The sequence below is a fragment of the Acinetobacter sp. TR3 genome, assembly GCF_027105055.1.
GTDB lineage: Bacteria > Pseudomonadota > Gammaproteobacteria > Pseudomonadales > Moraxellaceae > Acinetobacter.
In genome coordinates this window covers 3,136,313-3,153,934 of record NZ_CP114264.1, presented here as the reverse complement: position 1 = coordinate 3,153,934, position 17,622 = coordinate 3,136,313, and the positions used below count along the sequence as shown (strand labels likewise).

Annotated in this window: 16 protein-coding genes and 2 pseudogenes; 6 read left to right on the top strand and 12 right to left on the bottom strand. The window is 39.0% G+C overall.

Annotation, left to right across the window (positions count from 1 at the left end; genetic code table 11):
* Positions 1 to 321 precede the first annotated feature (321 nt).
* Positions 322 to 1,230 (bottom strand): LysR family transcriptional regulator, encoded by a 909-nt coding sequence (locus O1449_RS15140; RefSeq protein WP_269238730.1) that lies wholly within the window; start codon positions 1,228 to 1,230, stop codon positions 322 to 324.
* A 488-nt stretch (positions 1,231 to 1,718) separates the two neighbouring features.
* Positions 1,719 to 2,048: pseudogene (locus O1449_RS15135) on the bottom strand (LysR substrate-binding domain-containing protein); the annotation flags it as partial.
* On the opposite strand from O1449_RS15135, the pseudogene O1449_RS15130 reads away from it, so the two are divergent.
* Positions 2,037 to 2,183: pseudogene (locus O1449_RS15130) on the top strand (chlorhexidine efflux transporter); the annotation flags it as partial. The pseudogenes O1449_RS15135 and O1449_RS15130 overlap by 12 nt on opposite strands.
* A 138-nt stretch (positions 2,184 to 2,321) precedes the next feature.
* Here O1449_RS15130 and O1449_RS15125 read toward each other — a convergent pair.
* The 4 genes from O1449_RS15125 to O1449_RS15110 form a co-directional block, all read right to left on the bottom strand.
* Positions 2,322 to 2,786, bottom strand: coding sequence for a DUF2147 domain-containing protein (locus O1449_RS15125; protein WP_241282303.1), 465 nt, complete (start codon positions 2,784 to 2,786; stop codon positions 2,322 to 2,324).
* Positions 2,787 to 2,908: 122 nt separating this feature from the next.
* Positions 2,909 to 4,267, bottom strand: a complete 1,359-nt coding sequence (gene phoR, locus O1449_RS15120; RefSeq protein ID WP_269238729.1) for a phosphate regulon sensor histidine kinase PhoR — start codon at positions 4,265 to 4,267, stop codon at positions 2,909 to 2,911.
* An 8-nt stretch (positions 4,268 to 4,275) separates the two neighbouring features.
* Positions 4,276 to 4,986 (bottom strand): phosphate regulon transcriptional regulator PhoB, encoded by a 711-nt coding sequence (phoB, locus tag O1449_RS15115; protein ID WP_004659793.1) that lies wholly within the window; start codon positions 4,984 to 4,986, stop codon positions 4,276 to 4,278.
* 250 nt (positions 4,987 to 5,236) lie between these two features.
* Positions 5,237 to 5,914 (bottom strand): TetR/AcrR family transcriptional regulator, encoded by a 678-nt coding sequence (locus O1449_RS15110; RefSeq protein ID WP_269229313.1) that lies wholly within the window; start codon positions 5,912 to 5,914, stop codon positions 5,237 to 5,239.
* A 305-nt stretch (positions 5,915 to 6,219) separates the two neighbouring features.
* Here O1449_RS15110 and O1449_RS15105 point away from each other — a divergent pair, with 305 nt between their 5' ends.
* On the top strand, positions 6,220 to 7,047 hold the full coding sequence (locus O1449_RS15105; protein WP_004659799.1) for an SDR family NAD(P)-dependent oxidoreductase: 828 nt from the start codon (positions 6,220 to 6,222) through the stop codon (positions 7,045 to 7,047).
* A 64-nt stretch (positions 7,048 to 7,111) separates the two neighbouring features.
* Here O1449_RS15105 and O1449_RS15100 read toward each other — a convergent pair whose 3' ends face one another.
* Positions 7,112 to 8,479 carry an MATE family efflux transporter gene (locus O1449_RS15100; RefSeq protein WP_269229314.1) on the bottom strand — a complete coding sequence of 456 codons (1,368 nt, stop codon included), beginning with the start codon at positions 8,477 to 8,479 and terminating at the stop codon, positions 7,112 to 7,114.
* A gap of 99 nt (positions 8,480 to 8,578) precedes the next feature.
* Positions 8,579 to 9,733 (bottom strand): methionine aminotransferase, encoded by a 1,155-nt coding sequence (locus O1449_RS15095; protein WP_269238728.1) that lies wholly within the window; start codon positions 9,731 to 9,733, stop codon positions 8,579 to 8,581.
* A gap of 318 nt (positions 9,734 to 10,051) precedes the next feature.
* Here O1449_RS15095 and O1449_RS15090 point away from each other — a divergent pair, with 318 nt between their 5' ends.
* The gene (locus O1449_RS15090; protein ID WP_269229316.1) at positions 10,052 to 10,489 is read left to right on the top strand and encodes a hypothetical protein; all 438 of its coding nucleotides are present in this window, start codon (positions 10,052 to 10,054) and stop codon (positions 10,487 to 10,489) included.
* A 129-nt stretch (positions 10,490 to 10,618) separates the two neighbouring features.
* On the opposite strand, the gene O1449_RS15085 is transcribed toward O1449_RS15090, so the two are convergent.
* Genes O1449_RS15085 through O1449_RS15075 form a run of 3 tightly spaced genes read right to left on the bottom strand, consistent with a single transcriptional unit; the run spans position 10,619 to position 13,081 of the window.
* Positions 10,619 to 11,926 carry a DUF445 domain-containing protein gene (locus tag O1449_RS15085; RefSeq protein WP_269238727.1) on the bottom strand — a complete coding sequence of 436 codons (1,308 nt, stop codon included), beginning with the start codon at positions 11,924 to 11,926 and terminating at the stop codon, positions 10,619 to 10,621.
* A gap of 18 nt (positions 11,927 to 11,944) precedes the next feature.
* Positions 11,945 to 12,502, bottom strand: coding sequence for a CC0125/CC1285 family lipoprotein (locus O1449_RS15080; RefSeq protein WP_241334482.1), 558 nt, complete (start codon positions 12,500 to 12,502; stop codon positions 11,945 to 11,947).
* Positions 12,503 to 12,541: 39 nt separating this feature from the next.
* On the bottom strand, positions 12,542 to 13,081 hold the full coding sequence (locus O1449_RS15075) for a DUF924 family protein (protein WP_269238726.1): 540 nt from the start codon (positions 13,079 to 13,081) through the stop codon (positions 12,542 to 12,544).
* A gap of 193 nt (positions 13,082 to 13,274) precedes the next feature.
* Between O1449_RS15075 and gshA the strand changes: the two genes are divergently transcribed.
* Together gshA and O1449_RS15065 are read left to right on the top strand one after the other, a co-directional pair.
* Positions 13,275 to 14,852, top strand: coding sequence for a glutamate--cysteine ligase (gene gshA, locus O1449_RS15070; RefSeq protein WP_269238725.1), 1,578 nt, complete (start codon positions 13,275 to 13,277; stop codon positions 14,850 to 14,852).
* Positions 14,853 to 14,870: 18 nt separating this feature from the next.
* Positions 14,871 to 15,374: a disulfide bond formation protein B gene (locus O1449_RS15065; protein ID WP_004659814.1), complete on the top strand. Its 504-nt coding sequence runs from the start codon at positions 14,871 to 14,873 to the stop codon at positions 15,372 to 15,374.
* A gap of 51 nt (positions 15,375 to 15,425) precedes the next feature.
* Here the strand turns inward: O1449_RS15065 and O1449_RS15060 are convergent, their stop codons facing one another.
* On the bottom strand, positions 15,426 to 16,772 hold the full coding sequence (locus O1449_RS15060) for a PGAP1-like alpha/beta domain-containing protein (protein WP_269238724.1): 1,347 nt from the start codon (positions 16,770 to 16,772) through the stop codon (positions 15,426 to 15,428).
* 261 nt (positions 16,773 to 17,033) lie between these two features.
* Between O1449_RS15060 and O1449_RS15055 the strand changes: the two genes are divergently transcribed.
* Positions 17,034 to 17,621, top strand: a complete 588-nt coding sequence (locus O1449_RS15055) for a YqiA/YcfP family alpha/beta fold hydrolase (RefSeq protein WP_269230384.1) — start codon at positions 17,034 to 17,036, stop codon at positions 17,619 to 17,621.
* Position 17,622: the final 1 nt, after the last annotated feature.

The window sequence follows — 17,622 nt, the reverse complement described above, 5'->3', positions numbered from 1 at the left end:
TTTAACTACCCTGAAAACACCAAAAAGCCGACTTGGAAAGATGTCGGCTTGTTTTTAAGCAAATTTAGTATGTTTTGCCAAGCTCTAACCTTAGCTGTACGCTTTTTCTTACACCAATTCCAGTCAATGACCCATATTCGTACCGATCCAAATCACCTAATATCAACTCATCAGGAACAGGAAGTTCCAAAACATAAAACAAGAATGATAAGTTTGAGCATCAGGACGTGAGGTAGGACAGGAGTTATACCTAAAGTGCGAAATACGAAAAAGCCCGACAGGATGTCGGGCTTTTTCATTTGATCTGAACTCAGTAAGTTCCTAAAAGTTCATCTGCTTAGCATTGTAATAAGTATGAATAGCATCTGCACAACTGTTAATGATTGGGTCTTCATCCTTTTTCCAGATTAATCTGACTTCACTCAAAGTATTGTCATCATGAATGGGAATGAGTCTGACATTATTTGGAAGAATCACTTTAAATTCCTCAGGTACGATACAAATGCCAAAACCATTCGCAACTAATTCCAGTTGAGACCTTTTTCTCGAATAGATTTTGGTTCTTTGGGGAGTAAAACCATTAACCAAACATAAATTAGCAGCCAGATAGCTTAGCCCACCACGCCCTTTATGAGGCACAGAAACAAAATTAAGTTGTGCTAACTCACGAATCGTCACACTTTCTTTTTCGTAGAAAAAGGAGTCTGAACTATGAGCAGCCACATATAGGGGTGCAGTGTATAAACTGATCGAATTTACATCATTTAGATTGTGATAAATCGGTGGGCGAATAAAGCCCAAGTCAATGCTGCCATTTAATAAATATTCGAGCTGTAGTTCAGATGATAAAGTATTCATTTCAATATCAATCAAATGTGTATCACACAACTGCTCAAAGATTTCGAGCTTATTTTGATCAAGCACAATACTACTAGAATGTGCGATTTTAATAATTCTCCCTTCACCGCGACTAATACTTTGAGCACTCACAATCGAGCTTTTTAAATGATCAAGATTGGTCTTTAAACTTTTATATAGTGCTTCACCTGCAGGGGTGAGCCTTATTTTTTTCTCTGAGCGATCAAAAATTTCAAAGCCTAGTTCTTCTTCTAAGTTTTTAATTTGCCTGCTGAGTGCTGATTGGGCAATAAAAAGCTTTTCTGACGCTGCAATAAAGCTACCAGTTTCAACAATCGTGATTAGATAATTGAATTGTTTTAATGTCCACATATCTCAAAATTAGATCATTGCTTGTTTTTTCTATATTAGATTAGATGGTAAAAATCTTATACCTTTTTCATAGATTCTTTATTTGAGTAACTGAAGATGACCATGACAAAGAAAATATTAATATTGATCGCTTTTGTTATCATTTGTCTGCTCGCTCAAAGCTATGATGCTTATATGGGAATGACGAATTCAATAGATCATATGAATTTATTAGGTGATTAACCGCATTCATTTAAGTTAAAGATTAGATTTAATCTATTTGATAAATGGATCTAAAATTTAATCATGTACGCTTTTTCTTACAGTGATTAAGGTGAATATCCCATTTGCAGCTTTAATTGAATTGTCTAATATGAACACATCAGGAACAGGAAGTTCCAAAACATAAAACAAGAATGATAAGTTTGTGCATCAGGATGTGAGGTATGACAGGAGTTGTACCTAGTGAAAGGAATATGAAAAAAGCTCGACAGGATGTCGGGCTTTTTTTATTCGATTTGAATTTGTTTTGCCCAAAACTCAATAAGAAATTGCAAAGATTGGCTGAGCGGTTTGTAGCTTGGCCAAATCGCCTGAATCGGCATATCTAACCCATTGGTCGTATCACTAAATGCTAAACGAGCTAAACTTTGCTGATAAAAATGCTCTTTCACAACAGAAAGGGGAAAATTTCCCCAACCTAATCCTTGCTCGACCATCTGAATTGCCATCGACAAATTATCAGTCGTCCAATAGGTTTCAGAAACTAGAATGCGTGGATCGGGTAAAGCATAATGTTTACTCGCGACAATAATTTGTCTAGGATCATGCAGATCAGTTTAATAAAAGCATTTTTGTTAGATTTAAGTCTGATGGTTCTGATACCTTGTTATACCTTTGTTTATAATTATCTTTTCGACCATATCTTTGGTTTACCCAGCCATTTGGTGGAGTCGAAAATTGTATCTGTTTAAGTCATTCCTTCATTTGAAATGTATTTTTATCTATGTGTTATTGATCTCAAAATCACAGAATTATTTGAAAAAAGAGCGTATTTATATACGCTCTTTTTTATGGATTTTTAATCTAAACTTGAAAGAGAGATTTCAAATTTAGAGACGAATCCACGTCATATTTCTAAACGTATTATTATTCGGGTTTTTTGCATTTATTGTGAGCATTTTACCTGTTTTGCTTAAACGCGCATTCAAACTATATTTATATCCATCATAAGGATTGATCCATACACCTTGTCCAAATTCTTCATTTAGATTCAGCATTTTAAGATTACTCAGTACTTCCATACCAATAATCGGCTGATTTTTTAAAGCACCAGTACAAGGGGTGCATAGTGTAGGAATCGCCTCTTTGCCTTGAGGATACATTTTCACAATGACAGCACTGTATTGTTCAGTTTTAGAATTACGTCTGATCACAATATCCGATAGATAAGAACCACTCCGTTCATCTACCACTTTCCAAGTACCGATCAATGGATCAGTAGGCATTGCGATCGCTGAAAATGAACTACTTAAGCCTAGGAGAAAGGCGAAACTACGAAAGAAATGAGAATTCATAAAATATATTACGTCTAAAGAAGAATGTGTAAGCGGTGAAATTAATCAGAATATTATTATATTATTATTGTAATTAAATTGTAATATTAAATATTTAGGGAGCAATTTTAGCTCCCTCTATTTTAACCTATACGATACAAACGTTCTTTGGGAAAGACAGCGGTAAAGGTTGAGCCTTCGTTTTCTTTGGAGCTAATTTCTAAATGGGCACCATGTTGCATTAAAACATGTTTGACAATTGCTAAGCCTAAACCTGTTCCCCCTGTCTGACGGCTACGTGCGCTGTCAACACGATAAAAACGCTCAGTTAAACGGGGTAGATGTTTTGGATTAATGCCAATTCCATTGTCTTGTACGGTAAAGTAAGCGTGATCGCCATCTTCATGCCAGCCAATCGTAATAATGCCGCCTTTCGGCGTGTATTTAATTGCATTGGTGATTAAATTACTAAACGCACTAGCAATTTCCATATCAGAGCCGATTAAATCACAATGACTGTCGATATCTAAATTTAAAGTATGACCATAATCGAGATTATAAGCACGCGCATCATCAAATAATTGATTCATCAAATTTGCCATGTCAATAATTTGATTTTTTGCGACTTTTTTATTGTTTTCTAAATTGGATAAAAGCAATAAATCATTCACCAATGCATTCATACGTTTGGTTTGTGATTGCATTTGAGTGAAAGCACGTTTCCAGCGAGGAGTAATGTCATCTTGATCGATAAATGTTTCGATATAACCACTCAGTACGGTGAGAGGTGTACGTAATTCATGAGAAATGTTGTCCACGAAGTCTTTACGCATTTGTTCAAGATTATGTACGCGAGTGGTGTCATACGCCACCAATAAGCGACTTTCGCCACCAAAGCGAGTTAATTTGACTTGCACATATCGGTCTTCGTCCATTTGAGCCTGTAGACGGATACCATCAGGTGCTTGATCGATATGATTAAAATATTCAATAAAACTGGGTTGACGCAAAATAGCCAGTAAATTACGTCCACGATCCAAAGGATTGATGCCCAATAACTTCTCGGCAGCAGGATTCCACCATTCAATCTGATGTTGGTCATCAATCAAAACAACAGCTTCCGCCAATGCAACCAGAGATGATTGAGCACGATCAATCAAACCTACCATTTCGGCTTGAACGATACGTTCTTGTCGCTGCGCTCGATAGACATTAAATAATAATGCACCCCAAATACCGCTTAGATTTGGGGGAACATCATAGGGACGATTTGAAATCCACTCATTGACTAAATACAGTGAGCGGAGTTGGAGTATAAAAAAAACGACGAACGCGACAAAAATACAGCTCCAAAAGTATCCAACCCCGAATCCAATTAAGCTCGCAATCAATAAGAAAAAAAGTAGCAGTCTTAGATCTTGTTTTGCAAACGTCCATAAATTGCTGTCACGGAAACGTTGATGTTCACGTGCCAGTTCAGGGACGGGATAAGGTTCATACATAAAGGATTTTAACCTGCTGCTAAATCAGCTCGTGTAGAAAAACGATAGCCTGTGCCACGTACTGTTTGTACAAAACGATCTACGCCAAAAGGTTCTAAGACTTTGCGTAAACGTCGGATATGCACGTCAATGGTTCGGTCTTCGATATAGACATTACCGCCCCACACTTGATCCAGTAATTGTGCACGTGTATACGCACGTTCAGGGTGTGTCATAAAGAAAGCCAATAAACGATATTCGGTTGGACCCATATCGAGAATACTGTTACCAAAGCTCACACGCTGGCTGACTGGGTCGAGCATTAAGCCATTAGCATCAATGACTTTCTCGCCACTGAGTGCATTTGCACGACGCAACACAGCTTTGATACGAGAAACCAATTCACGTGTAGAGAATGGTTTGGTCATATAATCATCTGCACCTGCATCAAGTCCTTGCACTTTATGGTCTTCTTCACCACGTGCAGTGAGCATGATCACAGGAATCTCTGCCAAGTTTTCATCACGTTTGAGGCGACGGCATAGATCTACACCACTGACACCACCCGGTAGCATCCAATCCAGCAAAATAAGAGCAGGACGCTGATCGACGATAATCTGATGCGCTTGTTTGGCATCCTCAGCTTGTAAACATTGGAAGCCTGCCATATCCAAAGAGGTATGGATCATTTCGCGGATCGGTAGCTCATCATCGACAATTAAAATATAGTCATCTTTCACTGCGCAATACCCTTAAAATCTGTAACGGTGAACCGTTTTGTTGTTATGACAGGCTTATTACAAAGATTAATTATGACAATATCATTGCAAAAGAGTTAATAAAGTCGAATTTAGCAATAAATTGTGACAATTCTAGGGCAGAGTAGTGACCAAATGATGACAAGTTGTTTGTAAATAAAACAAATCAATTCATTTGGTTAATACCATTGAAACCTTTTTATTGTGTTCGTCACAAAACTGTAAAAGGATTTTAATTTTTTTGTGAGGTGGTTTCAATAAATGATAAAAAAACAGCACAACAAGCAGATAACACATCTTCTAAGGGCTGTTTAAAACCTTCGGAAACCCAACGAATAATAATATGCGTCACATAACCATTTAAACCTGTTGCCATTAATGAAACTTCTTCACCACTTTGAGGTGCATTCGGCATGGTAATCATCACGAAAGCTTGGATAATTCGGTCAAATTGAGTCAAGGTTTCTTGAATCGTCGCCTGATTATGTAAATCTTGTACCAACATGGCATCGATATAAATAATTCGTGCCATACGAGGGTCATCTTTAATTGCGCTTAATAATGCGGATAAACCTGCCGTGACCATATTCTTAGGTTCAGGCGCAGCCATCAGCACGGCTTGGGTTAAACAATTTTGCATTTTGCCAATCATTCTTAAGAATACCGTTTGGAAAAGTTCCTCACTTTTCTTAAATGATTCATAAAAATAACGCTCAGTCAGCTTCGCCTCATTACAGACATCTTTGACAGTGACCGAAAAAAAACCCTGTGTACCATAGGTTGCAATGCCTGCTTCAATCAACTTTTCGCGGCGAACTTCTTTGCGTTCAGTTAAAGAGAGACCTTTAAACTGACGCTCTTTCGCTTCGGTATTATTTTTCTTGCGTGTCGCTAGATCTTCAGTTGCCATGGAAAAACCGTTCCCTAAAAAGTCTTTAAATCGTATATCTAAGATTTATTTGCATTTTAAACAGGTCTTGCGAATTTAGAATAACTAAATTTCGTAAAACTTATTTCATCGTGTCTAAACATCTTACGTCATGAAATGTAAATAGACCTAATATGACAAGTAATATGTTGGTTATTGCCATTTGTCTTAAAGCTGTAGTGTACTATATTGACAACCCATATTGTCAAAATTATATTGGTTATAGCTTAAACTGCACATGATCAAGACAAATGTGTGCATATCATTCGCAATACAAAGGATAGGCAATGAAAAATTTTAAAAATAAAGTCGCAGCGATCACAGGTGCAGGTTCTGGGATTGGACAACAATTGGCAATTTTATTGGCTAAACAAGGTTGCCATTTGTCATTGAGCGATATCAATGAGAAAGGATTAGCGCAAACTGTTGAGTTGGTAAAACAGAACCCAATCACAGTAACGACCAAAGTGCTTGATGTGTCTAACCGTGAAGCGGTGAAGCAATGGGCGCAAGAAACTGTTCAAGATCATGGCTCAGTGAATATGATTTTCAATAACGCAGGTGTGGCACTTGGCTCAACTGTTGAAGGCGCAAGCTATGAAGATTTAGAGTGGATCGTGGGAATTAACTTCTGGGGCGTGGTTTACGGCACCAAAGAATTCTTACCATTCATTAAGCAAACCAAAGATGGTCATATCATTAATATCTCAAGTATTTTTGGTTTAACTTCGCAACCAACACAATCTGCATACAATGCAACAAAATTTGCGGTACGTGGTTTTACTGAATCATTACGTCAAGAACTTGATATTGAAAAGAGTGGCGTAAGTTCTCTTTGCGTACACCCAGGTGGTATCCGTACCAATATCGCAAAAGCTGCTAAAATGAATGACAGCTTAAAGAGCTTGGGCATGGATCCAAATAAATCGATCAAGCAGTTTGATAAATTTTTACGTACACCGCCAGAAGAAGCTGCTCGTCAGATTTTAAATGCAGTATTGAAAGATAAACGCCGTCTGCTAATTGGAACAGATGCTCGTATTGTGGATTCTTTCCAACGTCTATTCCCGACGGGTTATCAACGTATTGCTGCACTTGCAACGAAAATGATGTAAGTTTCAAGCATAAAAAAAGCCATTCTTAGAGAATGGCTTTTTTATTTGAGGATCAAAGAAGTTTTTAAATAAGGACTTTGATCTTGGTTTTCTTCCAAAAGAACTGATAATAAGAGGCTTGTAATACGCATAAGCACACAAAAGAAAGTGCATAAGCAGTCCAAATGCCCGTTAAGCCCCATAACGAACTAAACCAATAGGCACAAGGAACTTCAATTACAATAATGGTCAGAATATTAATCATCATCGGAACATTGACGGTTCCACTAGCCCGCATGATTGAAGCAAAAATAGCACTCGCACCAAAGAATAAAAGCGACCACAATACGATGAATAAGAGCTGCTGCCCAAGTTCAATGACGCTGTGATCGGTAATAAATAATGCCATTAAATATTTGGAAAATAAGTAGGCTAAAGTGATCAAACTGCCTGTGAATATGACATTCATTCCCAAAGCGGTTCGTGTAACTTTGGCTAATAATTCGGGTTTTCCTGCACCAATTGCTTGAGCGGCAAAAATAGAAGCCGCAATTGAGATAGAGAGGGCAGGAAACTGAATATAGTTGAGTACTTGGTTCACTGCACCATACGCTGCGGTCGCATGCGCACCATAATGATTAACCAAACCAATGATGACTAAGCCTGCCAATGAGGTCGTCACCATTTGGATGCCTGTTGGGATACCAAGCTTTAAGATTAGTTTGCTTAGATTGCTATCGTGACGAATACTTTTCAATAGACGGGCATCTATTTTCAGTGGATGGTTCTTGTAATTAAGGTAGAAGCTCAGAAAAATAAGGACTGCGGCATATCCCATAATAGTTGCCACCGCAGGCGCGACAATGCCCAGAGCAGGGAATCCAAAATAGCCTTTGAGCAAAACAGGTGTTACCGCCAAACCAATCAGGCTGGTTAGGCTCAATGCAATCAAAGGGGTAACACTATCACCGACACCGCGTAAAATCGAAGTATAAATAATATAGACAAACAGTAATGGACTACCCACCAGCATCCAACGAACATAAGGTAAAGAAAGATGCATGACTTTAGGATCTGTACCTAATAATTGCAAAATATGCTCGGCAAAGCTCCAACCTAAAACAGCAATAATGCTGCCCCCAATTAAAGTCATAAATAGAGTCGAACCAATCACACTTCTGACTTTTTCAAGATTTTGTGCACCCCATGCCTGTCCAATCAGTACAGTCGTTCCTGCGGAGATCCCGATGACAAATGCCAATAAAAAGAAAAGAATTGGGAAGAATACAGAAACCGCAGCAATCGCATCAACTCCCATCATTTGACCTACAAAGATGGTATTAATCGTTCCCGACAAGTTCTGTAAAATGTTGGTAGCAATCAACGGAACAAGAAAAACAAAAAAAGTTTTCCATAGATTGGGTTGCATGACCAAAGGTTGGCGTGGTGTCATTCTATTTCCTTCACGCTTCGCCCAGAAACGTTTCTATTTTTTCCACCATACCATCATCGGTCATATTGACGTCATGATTGTTCGGTTTATTTTTGTTGATCAACACTCTGCAAGGATTGCTCCTGCACGTTGTAAAGTCTGATCAGTTTTGGCAAAGCAGAATCGAATCAGGCGTAGTGACTCGGGGGCTTGTTGATAAAAAACGGAAATAGGAATCGCGACAATTTTGTGTTGCTCTGCGAGGAATTGGCACATTTCCACATCATTCAAGTCAGGGCGAATCGCACTGTAATCGAGATTTTGGAAATAAGTGCCTTGTGATGGAATAAATTGGAAACGTGAATTTTGGATTTGGGTATTAAAAAGATCCCGTTTTGCCTGATAAAAATGTGGGAGTTCCTGAACGTGCTCAGGATGCTGCTGCATATAGTGCGCTAAGGCAACTTGGCAAGGTGTGGTGCCGCAGAAATTGGCAAATTGATAAATCTGACGGAACAGATGCATCAAATGCGGAGCAGCAACACAATAGCCTGTTTTCCAACCTGTAACATGATAACTTTTGCCAAAAGAACCAATCACATAACTACGTTCACGTAATTCTGGAAATTGTAGTGCGCTATAGTGCTTTTGCCCGTCAAAAACCAAATGTTCGTATACTTCATCTGACAGCACCACAATATTTTTATCTTGAATGAGTTCAATCAGTTGGTGCCAGTCTTGTTCTGACCAAATTGCCCCTGTTGGGTTATGTGGTGTATTGACGATAATCATGCGAGTTTTTGCATTGATACAATCTTTGACCTTTTGCCAATTCACCTGAAATGTTGGCGCTTCTAAATGAATATGAACTGATTTTCCCCCTGCCAGTTGTACCGCAGGGGCATAGCTGTCATAGCTCGGGTCAAAAATAATGACTTCATCATCTGCATGAATACAGGCTTGAATGGCACAAAAAATCGCAATGGTTGCGCCAGGGGTAATGGTAATTTCAGTGACAGGATCGAGTTGCAGTAGATCTCGCTGCAAAAACTGCTTTGCCAATTGCTCTCTTAATGCCAACACACCATCACCCGCAGGGTACTGGTTATAACCTGAAAGCGTGGCTTGGCTAAGGGCTTCGAGTAGTGCAGGCGGAGCAGGAAAATCGGGAAAGCCTTGTGATAGATTCAGTGCATTCAGTCGTTGTGCGAGTTCAGTCATCACGCTAAAAATAGTAACACCTTGGCTTGGGAGTTTTGACTGAAGCTGCAACATTGTGGTTAACCTAATTCCATTTTATTTTGAGGTGATTGTAGCGATAAAGAGGGGATTTTTCCAAATTCTCGCTTTCTAAATAACAAGAGATAAGTCTCTCTTGTTCGTTTAAAGAGTGTGTTTCCCATCAAGAGAAATACTGGAATTGTGTCTTAATAAAAACAATTCTGACAGAATTGGTCAATTTTGATTTAAAATTGTAAATTTAATTGTTAATTTTCAAATATATAGGGTGTTTATATTTTATTTTTTAAGCGATATAATTTACAGGTGTTGATTAAAATAAATACTATTTTTTGTCAAATAGGGCATTCAGTAATGGACAGTTTCGATCTAAAAATACGCTACCCACATCATATTGATTTAAAAGATGTAGAGCAGCTTGAGGCACTGAATACTATTGGGGTATTAACTCGCTTTGATAAAATGGGTTGGAAAAAACAATTAAGCCGTTGGCTACAGCTTAATGGTGCTAGCCCAACGTTTACCATTACCGATGAAAACAAGGAACGAACGATAGAAATTGTCTTGAATCCTTATGGGTCTGCTCAAGAACTTAAATTTATCGTGAAGACTAATATTCCAGTGGTTATTGCTAAAAAGCAAATCTTTGGATTAATTACGCTTCAGGCAAAAGAAAAGATTCATTTTGATCAACTTTCATTGGTACAAGTGAAAACTTATCTGACCGCATTTTTAAAGCAAGATACAGATGCTTTGACTCGTTATTATCAAGAAAGTAAATACATGGTTTGATCTACGAAAAGGGCGTGAAATGATAGATTTCTAAATCGGATGATATTCGTATTGGGGCTTATTTTATTTCAATTCAGTGATAAAAAAGACGATAAAACATCACGGTTTTACCGTCCTTAATCATATCATTTACAAAACATTTTCAACAACCGCACGAATCACACCGAGGGCTAAACCAATAAACGCACCCACGATGACGCCATTGACACGGATCATATGCAAATCACCACCCACCTCACTTTCGATTTTGGCAATCATTTCACGCGAATCCCATTCATGAATGCGTTCACTGATATAGCGAATAATCTTATCACTGTATTGCTCACTGAAATTGGTTGCTAAGCCGACCATTTTCTCATTCAAGACTTGGCGCACTTTTTCATTTTGAATCAAGCTTTCACCCAATTGTTGAATCGCGACTTGTAAGTTGGTGGCAATGCCTGAATCTTCTTGCATTAAATCAGTTTTAATCGCATCGCATAAAATCGCCACTGCACCACTGATAAAGTTCAGCACTTGTGGGCTATCGAGCAGCGCATCTTTTCCACTATTTAAACGTTGACTGGCATCACTGTCTGTATCTGCCAGTTGTAACATCAGTGCATGCGTGGTTGCTTCAATGTCTTGTCGCCATGGATGTTCAGGATTGGCTAACATTGATTCAACTTTTTCAATCAGTGAGTCAATCGTCCGTTGTTGCACATCAATCCCAATCCAACTTGCACCTTTAGCAAGCTTCCAAACACCTAATTCTTGGAACAGTTTACGTGATAGATCTCGTGCCTCTTCAGGATGAGAGACCATCCACTCATGCGCCAGATCAAGACCACGTTGTAATACGTCTTGATGGAAATCATTTTCTAAAACAGCACGTAACATTTCACTGGCGAGTTTATTGATTTTGGTACTGCGCACCCATTGCACACTATTGTTTTGCACAAAGTGGGCAATTTGATCTTGGCTCACAAATTCAAAAATTTTCGGTACAGTATGTTGAATCATCTGTACGACTTGTTGGTTATTTTGAGGCTTGGCTAGCCATTGACCGACGGCCAAACTGAGGTCGGCATTTTTTAAACTGCGTTCAACAATTTGAGGAGATAAAAAGTTTTCTTGTACAAAACGCCCCATTGATTCTGCAATACGAGCTTTATTCCGTGGAATAATTTCGGTGTGGTCACGCAATAGTTTTGGTAAAGGCATTTTCCCAAAAGGGTTGCGAAAGAGTACAGTGACAGCGTACCAATCAGCCAGCCCACCAACTACACCTGCTTCTGCACCGAGCATCAAGATGTGGATGATCCATTTATATTCAGGTAGAAAATGTGCCACGACCATTAATGCAATCCATGCCACCACAGCAATAATCAATGCCATTGTGGCGAAGTACTTACTTCTTTGCAGGCTCGGTACGTGAATTTCTTCGACTGAATTCATTGAGTCATCCTTATCAATTTACTTTTTGTTTTGAGGTGGCGCAGGGGGCTGCAACACGTCTCCTGTTGGACTCAATCCGTATTTTTGCCCTAATGATTGCAAAATGAGTTGCGCATCAAAAGCATCAGGTGATTGCTGCTGAGTCTGAAAACACTCGATAGTATACGACACTTGGATTGGATCAAGATTGACCACTTGTGGCATATCATAGAATGGATCGGGCCAAAAGGCAGGGTGACGACGATAGTAGCCATATGGGTAATACGATGGGGTGGAGTAAATCACGGCTTGGCGTTGCGTTTTATGTCGTGCGTTACTTGGGTCATCGACCACGGTAAAATAACGGAAACCATTTTTTATCGTGGTTTGTGCAGCTTTGAGTAAAGTAATTTCCTCTGCTGTACCATAACTCAAATTATTATCTGCTTGGAAACCAATGCGGTAAGTTTTGTTATTTAATGGATAAGCGGTGAATTGACCCAGTTGATCGAAGGTTTTGGGTTTAGATGGAACGGTTGCACAGCCTGTGAATGTCAATGCAACAAGGAGGGGCGTGTAGATCAATAAAGCTTTCATCTGCAATTCCTATGGTCAAAGTCGTGGGAGATGAGTGACTTAAAAGCTGCTATTCGGTTCTGTTAAAAATGCTAGTTCTTCGGGGGTTGAGACGCGCCCTAATAGCGCATTGCGATGTGGGTAGCGTCCAAAACGGTCGATAATGACTTTATGTTTTTTCTCGAAATTTAAGTTAATTTCGTTGCCCAAGCGTTGGAACAGTTTTAAAGCAAACTCATGTATCAGCTTAGATTCACTATGCATAAATGGCATATACAAAAATGCACGTTGTTCAGGGCTAAGTTGAGCATCGAGTTGTAAGCTAATCGCTTCTTGAGCCAGTATCAACGCCATATTGTCATAGGCAAAGGCTTGCGCTTGGTCTCGATATAGATTGCGAGAAAATTGATCTAGCACAATGATCTCAGCTAAACGACCTTCTGGTGTGTGTCGCCAAGACCAAAGTTCAGCTTGGATCGCTTGATGGTGAATTATTTGAAATTGGTCGCGAATTTTTGCATCAAATTCATCACTTTTGGCAAACCAAAGCGAGCGATGCTCAGGGTCAAACCAGAAATTAATAATGTCCTGCGCTTGCATAGTTCAGTATCCATCGGAAGATTTATTTTTTAATAAAATCACAATTTCAGCATGTCTTATGTAATAAGATTGTGATAAAAATTGCCAAACTAAATCAGATGACTAGATCACAATTGTCGTTATAATTGGCGGAATAACCGAGTCGCGACCATTGATGTGGTTTGCTGATCTTAAATAAGCGAGCATATAAATTATGAATCAACCCAGCATACTTTCTTCCTTTGTGATACCGACTTGGGTAGATGCTTCGCTATTAAAAGGAATGTTACGCGGTATTGAACGCGAAAGTTTACGTATGCAAAGCAATGGATTTTTATCACAAAAAAATCATCCAGATGCTTTGGGTTCTGCACTGACACATCCGCATATCACGACAGATTATTCAGAAGCATTGATGGAGTTTATTACCACACCGAAAACAACCATCGCAGCTGCATTAGATGAATTAAGAGATATCCATAGCGTAGTGCATCAGCAGCTAGAACAAGGCGAAAGACTTTGGCCACTTTCTATGCCGTGTATGTTGGACGACAACGAAGAGAATATCCGATTAGCACAGTACGGCACTTCTAATATTGGCCGCTTTAAAACCTTATATCGTCATGGTTTAGGTGTACGTTATGGTCGCCGTATGCAAACCATTTCGGGTGTGCATTACAATTTATCTTTTCCTGATCAATTGTTTGCAGTATTGCAACAACATGAAACCAAGCCAGAATTAAAACAACTCAGTTTGCAGGATTATCGTAGCCATCGTTATTTCGGTTTGATTCGAAACTTTATTCGTTTGATCCCTTTAGTGATGTATATGTTGGGTGCTAGCCCATCGGTTTGTCGTTGCTTTTTAACAGGGCGCGAGCATCACTTGCAGCCGTTGGTTAAAGGAACATTATATTTACCAGAAGCGACTGCGTTGCGGATGGGGCGTTTGGGCTATCAAAACTCAGCACAAAAAGAATTGGGCATTCATTACAACGATCTACACGATTATCTCGATGGATTACAAAAAGCGGTACATACCCCTTATCCTGAATTTACCGATTTAGGTTTAAATGATGAACAGGGTGAGCCGATTCAAATCAATGATCACGTGCTCCAAATCGAAAATGAATACTACAGTCTCGTTCGTCCGAAGCAAGTGCCACAAGCGGGTGAAACCCCATCACAAGCATTGAAAAATCGTGGTGTGGGCTATGTGGAATTACGTGCAGTCGATGTCAATCCCTATAGTGCGATTGGAATTGATGAAATTTCAGCGGGTTTTCTTGAAAGTTTAGCGTTGTATTGTTTATTAAATGACAGTCCTGATTTGTTTGCAGAAGAACAAGAGCAAATTGATCATAATCAAACTGAAGTGGTTAATCGTGGACGTGCAGTAGATGCTAAAATTATAGAAGGTGAAACAATAGTTTCACTTCATGATTGGGCACAGCGTCATTTAAATGCGATTCAAGACTGCGCTATTTTGTTAGATCAAATGGATGGTTCACAATTATATTGTGAGGCAATCCAAGTGATGCAGCAGCGTTTAGATCATGTTGAAAATACACTTTCCGCGCATGTGATTAAAGATACTTTGGATCATGGTGGGACATGGAACTTTGGGAGTGTCATGGCTCAACAACATGTCAATCGTTATGAGCAACATCAGTTGGGTGCAGAAAGAGAACAATATTTTGCAGAATTAGCGCAAACATCGTTGCAAAAACAGGCGCAACTTGAACAAGATAACGACATCAGCTTCGAACAATATCTTGCACAATACCGTTAAAATTTTAGAGGACTTCCCATGCGATGGACTTACCGCTTAGTTAGTGCATTACTGGTACTAACGAGTATTATTGGTATCTCGTTTGCGTTGTATTTAGAACATGTGCAAGGTTTAGAGCCTTGCCCACTGTGTATTTTCCAACGTATTGGCTTAATTGGAATGGGATTGATTGCCTTAGTCGCATTTATTCATAATCCGATTTCAAATGGTTTTAAACGTTTTTATGCACTATTAGCAACCTTATCCATTGGTTGGTCAGTTGGCGTGGCATCTCGTCATGTTTGGCTACAACATTTACCACCTGATAAGGTGCCAAGTTGTGGTCCAGGCTTAGACTATTTAGTTGATGCATTGCCAATGAAAGCGGTATTTCAAGAAGTGCTTTCAGGTTCAGGCGAATGTGCAGCAATTGATTGGACTTTCTTAGGACAATCTCTACCAGTATGGTCCTTGCTGTATTTCAGTTTGATCTTATTGGTATGTTTATGGCAGTTGTTTAGACATTATAGTGCCGCTAAATAATAAAAAAGCCAACGATGCGTTGGCTTTTTTATTGGATCAAGAAGACTGAGATCAGGTTTCTACGATGCCATCTAAATCGTCAAAAGTATAATTATTCGGAACGTTGATTAAATGTGTTTGGATACCTTCCTCAACGACTTCGTCAACATCGGGATATAACCAACGCGTAATCTGTTCAGCAACACTCGAATGGTATTGAATTTCAAAATGGTTTAAACCATAGAATACGGCTTTATGAGTTTCTGGTAATTTAAGTTGGAAGCGTGGATTTTGATGTTCACCTAGCGCACTTTTTACACTGACCAAATAATCGCCAATGACAGAGAGTGCTTTATTACGCAATTTCTCAAATTCTAAAGTACCTGCAATTAAGAAGGTATTGATATGTGAGGGCAATGGTGCAGGTTTACGATTGTCATCCGCAAAGCCAATACGTGCATCATTATGTTCCCAATCATCATCTCGAACACTGCCATGACGCAAATCTAAAATACCATTACTACGAATGTTGACCAGTTGACCAATTAAGCTAATAAAAGGGAATGCGCCCAATTTATCTTGCAAAATAAAACCAAAGCGTTCTAGCACTGCACCATGATGTGGCGAACCAATACAAACTAAATTCTCAACCATGTGCACCCATTGGTAGAGATTTTGTTTGCCATAAAATAGGGCGCTACGAGAAACCAAGCCACCCATACTATGTCCGATTAAATCAATGCTGGTGATTCTTGGATTTCGTTGCACTAAATCTTCAAGTACATTTGCAAAGCTTCGACCATTTGCAGAAATACGACGCCCTGTATTGTAGTTCAGATATAACATGGTGTTGTTGTCCCGTTGCGCAAGCAAACGTTCACCAATTCCACCATAACGACTATTTGACCAGCTGAGATGATTCATACACAGACCATGTGTAAGAATGACAATACGACCAGTTAATTCACCTTGTTGTAATGATCCATAATGATCATAAAGCACCATAGGTAAAGCCATTGGGTTGTGTTGTTTTAAGAAAAAGTCTCCAAAAATGCCATTTAATGCACCCACCACAAAATGAAGTGTTGGTGTCAGGGGCTTATCATGCAGCACCGGGAATTTTTCAATAATATGACGTAAACTTGGTGCAAGAAAACTGCTACCGTACTTCTGTAATGTGTCATAAGAAAATTGATAAAATTTTTGCAACTGTGGAAGTTTCTGTAATTTTTTAGCTTTTTGTGCGCTTAAACCAAGTGTTGTCCGTAACACTTCTGTTTGCACTAATTGCACCAATTCGTGAACACCACTTAAGCTTGTGCTCACAACTTGTGCAAAACCTTCCAAGACATCTGCCTGACTAGGGGGTGTACTGTCCCATTTGCAGTAGGTTTCATGCAGAGGCGTTAAACTTGGCATATTGATTTCCCCATCCTTGATATATACCGAAGGTTTGAAGTAATTGACTTAATATTCTTTAGATAAACTACAACAAACGCTTACATCTTATGTGTTTCATAAGTAATTTTTTTAGAATACTGATGAACGGAGTGCACTATCGTTTTTTGTGTCAGACAATATCAAGCTTAAATGTAATTTATATTGTTGTTTGTTTGTCTATTAATCTGAATAATGTGATTTATTTGGCAATAAGTCAAGCTGTTGTCTATTATGGTGCGTATGCAAATTATTTATTTACATGGCTTTCAAAGCAGCCCCATGTCAAAAAAGGGGCAACAATTAGAACAATATTGCACGAATGTTGAGCATACTGATGTGCATTTACCTGATTTGAATAAGCCGCCTGAACACGTTTTAAGAGATGTTTCTAAGCTGATTGAAAGTTTACCACTCGATCAAGTTGCATTGGTTGGAAGTAGCTTAGGGGGATTCTATGCGACATATTTTGTCGCAAAATATGGATGCCCTGCTGTACTGATTAATCCTGCTATGCAACCATGGCAGTTATTCGAAGATTTATTCGGGATTGAACAAATCCCGCTCAAAGTCACTGATTCATGGACACTCGATGCCGACCAATTGCAGCAATTACAATCAATTGCTGACACGAAGTTAAAGCATGCTGATAAAATTCTTGTACTGTTGCAACGAGGTGACGAAGTCTTGGATTATCGTCAAGCACAACGTTATTATAATGCAGCACAGCCATCGGCATTGATTTTAACCGACGCTGATGGTGATCATGCAATGGATGATTTTGAAGAAAAATTACCTTTCGTACTCCGATTTTTATCGACAGCCCTCTAAT